Below are 5,652 nucleotides of genomic sequence, written 5' to 3'. Positions count from 1 at the left end.
GAGCCGTTGCGCGCCAGTCCGCCGTCTGCGCGCCCGTGCACGGTACAGATCACTTCCTTGCCGTCGCGCCACTTCTCCAGCTCATAGGTGCCGGAATCCCAGATGATCACCTTCCCCGCGCCGTATTCCCCTTTGGGAATATTCCCTTCGAAGGAGCCGTAGTCGAGTGGGTGATCCTCGGTCTGCACGGCGAGGTGGTTCCTGTCGGGTGCTGTGGGGGGTCCCTTGGGTACCGCCCACGACACCAGCACGCCGTCGTGTTCGAGCCGGAAGTCGTAGTGCAGCCGGCGTGCGTGGTGCTCCTGGATGACGAAACTGTTGCCACCGGGGGCGCCCGGCGACTCGAGAACCGGTTCGGGGGTCTTCGCCGGGTCCCGCATGGAGCGGTACTTCGAGAGTCGGTCCCCTGCTGACAGCGAGGGCGCCGCCTGGACCACCCCGGCAGTGCGTGCGGGCGAACCGCCGGCGGCAAAAACGTCCCCGAGCTCCTCCACCCGCAGCATTACGCTGCGGTAATCGAGCTGGCGCAGGCCGGGGTCCTCAAGTTCCTCCCAGGTCCGCGGCGCGGCCACGAGGGGCTGGAAGCGGCCGCGAAGCGAGTAGGGCGCCACCGTGGTCTTGTTGCTGTTGTTCTGGCTCCAGTCCACCAGTACCCGTCCCCTGCGGCGCGTCTTCTTCATGTCACTGACGGCCAGATCGGGGTGATCCGCCTCCAGGGCGCGTGCCAGCTCATGCGCGACGGCGGATACACCTTCCGAGGACTGCTTGCCGTCGAGGTCACAGTACAGATGGATGCCTTTGGATCCGCTGGTGACCGGCCGCGGGTCGAGGCCCATGCCGTGCAGGATTCCGCGCGCAAGCCGTGCCACTTCGGCACATTCCGCCAATCCGACACCCTCGCCTGGGTCGAGGTCGAGAACCAGGCGGTCCGGGTTGCACTGCTGCCCCTGCGCTCCGAAGCGCCACTGGGGAACATGGATCTCGATCGCCGCGATCTGCGCCAGCCACATCAGTGTGGCAGCGTCGTTGACCATCGGATACACATTGGCGTGGTCCTTGTGTTCGATGGTGTGGCGCTGCACCCAGACCGGAGCCCCGGCATCAATCTTCTTCTGGAAGAATACTTGTTCCGGCCTGTCCGGAGTACCCACTCCGTGGATCCACCGTTTCCGCGTGACCGGCCGATCCCCCGCGGCGTGGATCAGCTGGTCCGACACCGCGGCGTAGTAACCGAGGACGTCAGCCTTCGTGGTACCTGTCTCCGGGTAGAGCACCTTGTCGAGGCTGGTCAGCTTCAGCACCCTGCCATCCACGCGAACGCTCTGCGTGGAGGAGCCCGGGGTGGTCATGACTCAAGTCTTGCCCGGATGGGAGGGGAATTCCAGCCCCGATCAGCAGGCTTCCTTCCCCGGAGATCAGTCGGCGAACTGCGCTCGGTAGCGGTCGACGTAGATCTGCCAGAGCGCGGGGTCCTGTCCGAGATCCCGCTCGCTGAGGAAATCATCCAGTCCGGACAGGGTGAGGTGCCATCCTGCCGCCATGGTGCCGAGGTGGGCGGGGTTGCCGGCAATGATGGAGAGCACCAGGCGGCAGCCGTTGTTCTCAGCCCGGTTCAGTTCCCAGCGCAGTGTCTCCTTCTCCCAGGTGAAGGCGAGCAGGGAAGGCTTTTCGGCCTCGAGGACAGTCCCATGCAGTGGCCGCTGGTCGGCATAGGTGAAGCTCACCTCGGTGTCCTTGCGGGGCTGGATGTCCATTTCGCAGGGAAACCAGTACTTCAGCTTGTCAGGCTCGGTCAGGTGCTTCCACAGCTTGGCGGGCGGAAAAGCGAAGGGATACTCGATCGTGAGCACCGTGGCGCCGTCGTCGTCGATCCTTTTGCTGACCGAGGGTTCGGTGGGTACAGCGGGCTCTGAAGTCTCGGAGGTCACTGGGCAAGTCTAGACGGCGGACGGGGACCCGGGGTTCCCGGCAGGCTCTGGCGCAGGCTCGCCGGCCTGGTGTTCACTTGGTGCATGGAAACTGAGTCATGAGAGCCATCTGGAAGGGCGCCGTCGCCTTCGGCCTCGTCAACGTCCCGGTGAAGGTCTACAGCGCCACCGAGGACCACGATATTGCGCTGCACCAGGTCCACGACAAGGACGGCGGCCGCATCCGCTACCAGCGGCGCTGTGAGATCTGCGGCGAGATCGTGGACTTCAAGCACATCGACAAGGCCTACGACGACGGCGAGCGCACCGTGGTGCTCACCGACGACGACCTCTCGTCACTGCCCGTCGAGAAGAGCCGCGAGATCGAGGTGGTGGAGTTCGTGCCGAGCTCGCAGATCGACCCCATTCTGTTCGACAGGTCCTATTTCCTCGAGCCCGATTCTCCCTCGACGAAGGCGTATGTCCTGCTGCGCAAGACACTCGAGGACACCGACCGCACTGCCGTGGTGCAGTTTTCCCTGCGGCAGAAGAGTCGGCTCGCGGCCCTCCGGGTCCGCGGCGATGTCCTGATGCTCCAGACCCTGCTCTGGAATGACGAGGTGCGCGACGCATCCTTCCCCGCACTTGAGGAGAAAGTGCGGATCTCCGCGAAGGAGAAGGAGATGTCGGCCGCCCTGGTGGAATCCTTCTCCAGCGATTTCGATCCCGGGAACTTCACCGACGACTACCAGGTGCAGCTGCGCACCCTCATCGACGCCAAGATCGAGAAGGGCGACACCCTCGACACCGAGGAGACCTTCGGCGGGCAATCGGGCGATGACGACGGCGACAACGTCCTCGACCTCATGGAAGCCCTCCGCCGCAGTGTCGAGAAGAACCGCGAGAAGAAGGCGGCGGCACAAAAGCCTGCTTCAAAGAAGGGCGCGTAGCACCGCGCGTGGGCTGATTCCTAACCGTTCCGCTCGAAGACGTCGGGAACGCCGTCGTTGTCAGCGTCGATCTTTTCGCGTTCCTCGATTTTGCGGTATTGCCGGTTCCGGCTCCGCAGGATCACGGCGGCGACGAGGGCCGCGATGAGGGAGTCGGCGAGGATGGCCACCTTGGCATGGTCGTCCTCGGGGGTCCCCTGGCCGAAGCCGAGTTCGCTGATCAGCAGCGACACGGTGAAACCGACGCCCGCGAGCATGGCAACGCCGAGGATGTCCACCCATCCGAGGTCCGGATCGAGGTTGGCCTTGTTCGTCTTGGTGACGAGCCATGTGGCGAGGAGGATTCCCACCGGCTTGCCGATCACGAGCGCCACCATGATGCCGACCGCGATCGGGTCTGTGACTGCGCTCAGGAAGCCCTCCGCTCCGCCGATGGCGACACCGGCGGAGAAGAACGCGAAAATGGGGACGGCGATCCCCGCCGAAATCGGCCGGATGCGGTGTTCCATCGTGTCGGCAAGGCCTTCGGGATCGATATCATGTGCCTGCGCGAGGTCACCGGACACCGATTTGTCGACCTCCTGCAACGACTTCCTGGGCGGCAGTACTGGAATGGCGAAGCCCAGCAGGACTCCCGCGACCGTCGCATGGACCCCCGAGGCATGGACCAACGCCCAGACGGTGAAGCCGATGGGCAGCAGGATCAACCAGGGCGCCCACACCCGGCGCTGGAAGAACCGGGGAAACTTCTGGGCGAGGAAGGCGTAGGCGGCAAGCGGCAGGATCGCCAGCAGCAGCGGAGTGGATGCAATATCGCTGGAGTAGAAGAAGGCGATGATGCTGATCGCCAGGAGATCGTCAACGACGGCGAGGGTCAGGAGGAAGATCCGCAGCGAGCTGGGCAGGTGCGAGCCCACAACGGCGAGCACCGCCACCGCGAAAGCGATGTCGGTGGCGGTCGGGATGGCCCAACCGCGCAGGGCTTCCGGTCCGGCGGTGAAGGTGATGGCGACGTAGACGAGCGCGGGAACGACGACGCCGCCCACGGCCGCAGCGACCGGAACAACTGCCCGGTCGAACTTCCGAAGGTCTCCGGCAACGAATTCGCGCTTGAGCTCCAGTCCTGCGAGGAAGAAGAAAATAGCGAGCAGCCCGTCGGCAGCCCATGCACCCACACTCAGTTCAAGGTGCCAGGGTTCGTAGCCGAATCGGTAGTCCCGCACGGCGAAGTAGCCGTCGGCAGCCGGAGAATTGGCGAGGACCAGCGCCGCGACGGTCGCCAGGAGCAACAGCGCGCCGCCCACCGTCTCCTTGCGCAGGATCGAGCTGATCCTCAGGTGCTCCGGATAGGTGCTCCTGAGGAAGACGCGTTTTCCGTCCGCAGCGACGGGCTGGTGCTCGGGCAGTGGGGGTGGGTGGGCCACGGGGATTCCTTTGGTTGGGCTCGCTTCAACAGCGCCGACCAGTCTTCCCGGCTCACCACGGCCAACTATAGCGGACTGGAACACCTTCGACGTGACTACCGAGCAGTCTTCAGGTGTTGCTTTTAGTACCTGAGCCCCTGGATGGGTGTGTGCCTGGGCGTTACCAGCGGATCAGATCGAAATAGGCTACGCATACTGCTTTTGATGCAGTACAACGCGAAGCGGTAGCCCCAATGGGGGGCGAGTTCCCGATTGTCTGGGGCATGGTGCTCGCACACTACCGTCCGGTCTCACACCACAGGAGCTCTCCATGAGTGCATTTTCCGCGCGCGCCAGCCGCAAAAAGAGAATTGCCGTAACCACTGCGGTCCTCGTTCTCGGCGGAGGCGCCGCTTTCGCGTTCTGGTCCTCCATGGGTGAGGGCACCGGCGGAGTAACCACCGGTACGGCTTCCCCCTTCACTGTGACCACCAGTGCGGCTACAGGTGTGCCGCTGACCCCGGGCGGTGCTGCCCAGACCGTGTCTTTCACCGTGGCCAACCCCGGCACCGGTTCCCAGAACCTTGCCGCCGTGCGCGTCACCGTCGCAGAACCCGGTGGAATCCTCTGGGATGATGTCGCTAACTGCTCTGCCGCGGATTACACCGTGGGCGCTCCCGTGTTCATCGCCGGGCAGATCGCCGCGGGAGCAAGTATCTCGGGCACGGTCACCGTCACCATGAACAACCTCGCCACCAATCAGGACGCCTGCAAGACCGCCGCCGTACCGCTGCACTTCGCCGCAAGCTAAGCCTCCGACTGAAGGTCGGCCTTTCCCTGCGCCGGGGGCTGCCCGCACTCCGGGGACATTTGTTGCGGTGACGCACCTGCAGGGGCAGTGCGTCAGTTCCGCGCGTGACTATCCGCGGAGCTGACGCAGGAACATTACAATTCGGAGGACTTTCATCTGACATGGCAGTGACCATCAGCGGCTTCTCCCCCACGGCAGGAACACCGCTGGCGGTCCAGTCATCCCGAACAGTGCTGCGCCGCTGGTCGACGCTGATCGTCGTTGCCCTGGTTCTGATGATGACCGGACCAGTGCCTGTCCTTGGAACACACATCGGCGCCGGCCCTGGTTCCCTGTTCCAGCTTCCCTCCGCCTCCGCCTCGTTCTCAGCAACCGGCACCGGGGTGGGATCAGTGAGAACGGGTACCCTGGCCCCCCCGTTACCTTTTTAGTAGCCCCTGGATGAGCAAGGATGGGGTTGCTGGCCTGTCGGTCGCGGCATGATTTATTCCCCCTGTCATAGATGATCCGGGGGGTGCTGTCACCGGGATTCGATAGGCGCCAGGGATATCGCTAATAGGGGCCGGATAAGGGCGGGAACC

General features: G+C 64.3%; 6 protein-coding genes. 3 read left to right on the top strand and 3 right to left on the bottom strand.

The annotated features are described in order from the left end of the window. Together ligD and Y704_RS22925 are read right to left on the bottom strand one after the other, a co-directional pair. Positions 1-1,349 (bottom strand): non-homologous end-joining DNA ligase (ligD, locus tag Y704_RS21740; protein WP_216698991.1); only part of this gene is annotated, 1,349 nt, incomplete at its 3' end. 66 nt (positions 1,350-1,415) lie between these two features. Then, the gene (locus tag Y704_RS22925; RefSeq protein ID WP_051477180.1) at positions 1,416-1,928 is read right to left on the bottom strand and encodes an SRPBCC domain-containing protein; all 513 of its coding nucleotides are present in this window, start codon (positions 1,926-1,928) and stop codon (positions 1,416-1,418) included. 98 nt (positions 1,929-2,026) lie between these two features. On the opposite strand from Y704_RS22925, the gene Y704_RS0115055 reads away from it, so the two are divergent. Beyond that, positions 2,027-2,857, top strand: coding sequence for a non-homologous end joining protein Ku (locus Y704_RS0115055; RefSeq protein WP_026550733.1), 831 nt, complete (start codon positions 2,027-2,029; stop codon positions 2,855-2,857). Positions 2,858-2,877: 20 nt separating this feature from the next. On the opposite strand, the gene nhaA is transcribed toward Y704_RS0115055, so the two are convergent. Continuing rightward, the gene (gene nhaA / locus Y704_RS0115050) at positions 2,878-4,263 is read right to left on the bottom strand and encodes a Na+/H+ antiporter NhaA (protein ID WP_026550732.1); all 1,386 of its coding nucleotides are present in this window, start codon (positions 4,261-4,263) and stop codon (positions 2,878-2,880) included. A gap of 328 nt (positions 4,264-4,591) precedes the next feature. Here nhaA and Y704_RS0115045 point away from each other — a divergent pair, with 328 nt between their 5' ends. Then, positions 4,592-5,071, top strand: a complete 480-nt coding sequence (locus Y704_RS0115045) for a hypothetical protein (protein ID WP_026550731.1) — start codon at positions 4,592-4,594, stop codon at positions 5,069-5,071. 161 nt (positions 5,072-5,232) lie between these two features. After that, positions 5,233-5,502: a hypothetical protein gene (locus tag Y704_RS0115040; RefSeq protein ID WP_026550730.1), complete on the top strand. Its 270-nt coding sequence runs from the start codon at positions 5,233-5,235 to the stop codon at positions 5,500-5,502. The last annotated feature ends 150 nt before the right edge of the window (positions 5,503-5,652 follow it).

This window comes from Arthrobacter sp. Br18, assembly GCF_000520555.1.
Lineage (GTDB): Bacteria > Actinomycetota > Actinomycetes > Actinomycetales > Micrococcaceae > Arthrobacter_D.
The sequence above is the reverse complement of the archived record's forward strand: the minus strand, read 5'-3'. Positions and strand labels throughout refer to the sequence as shown.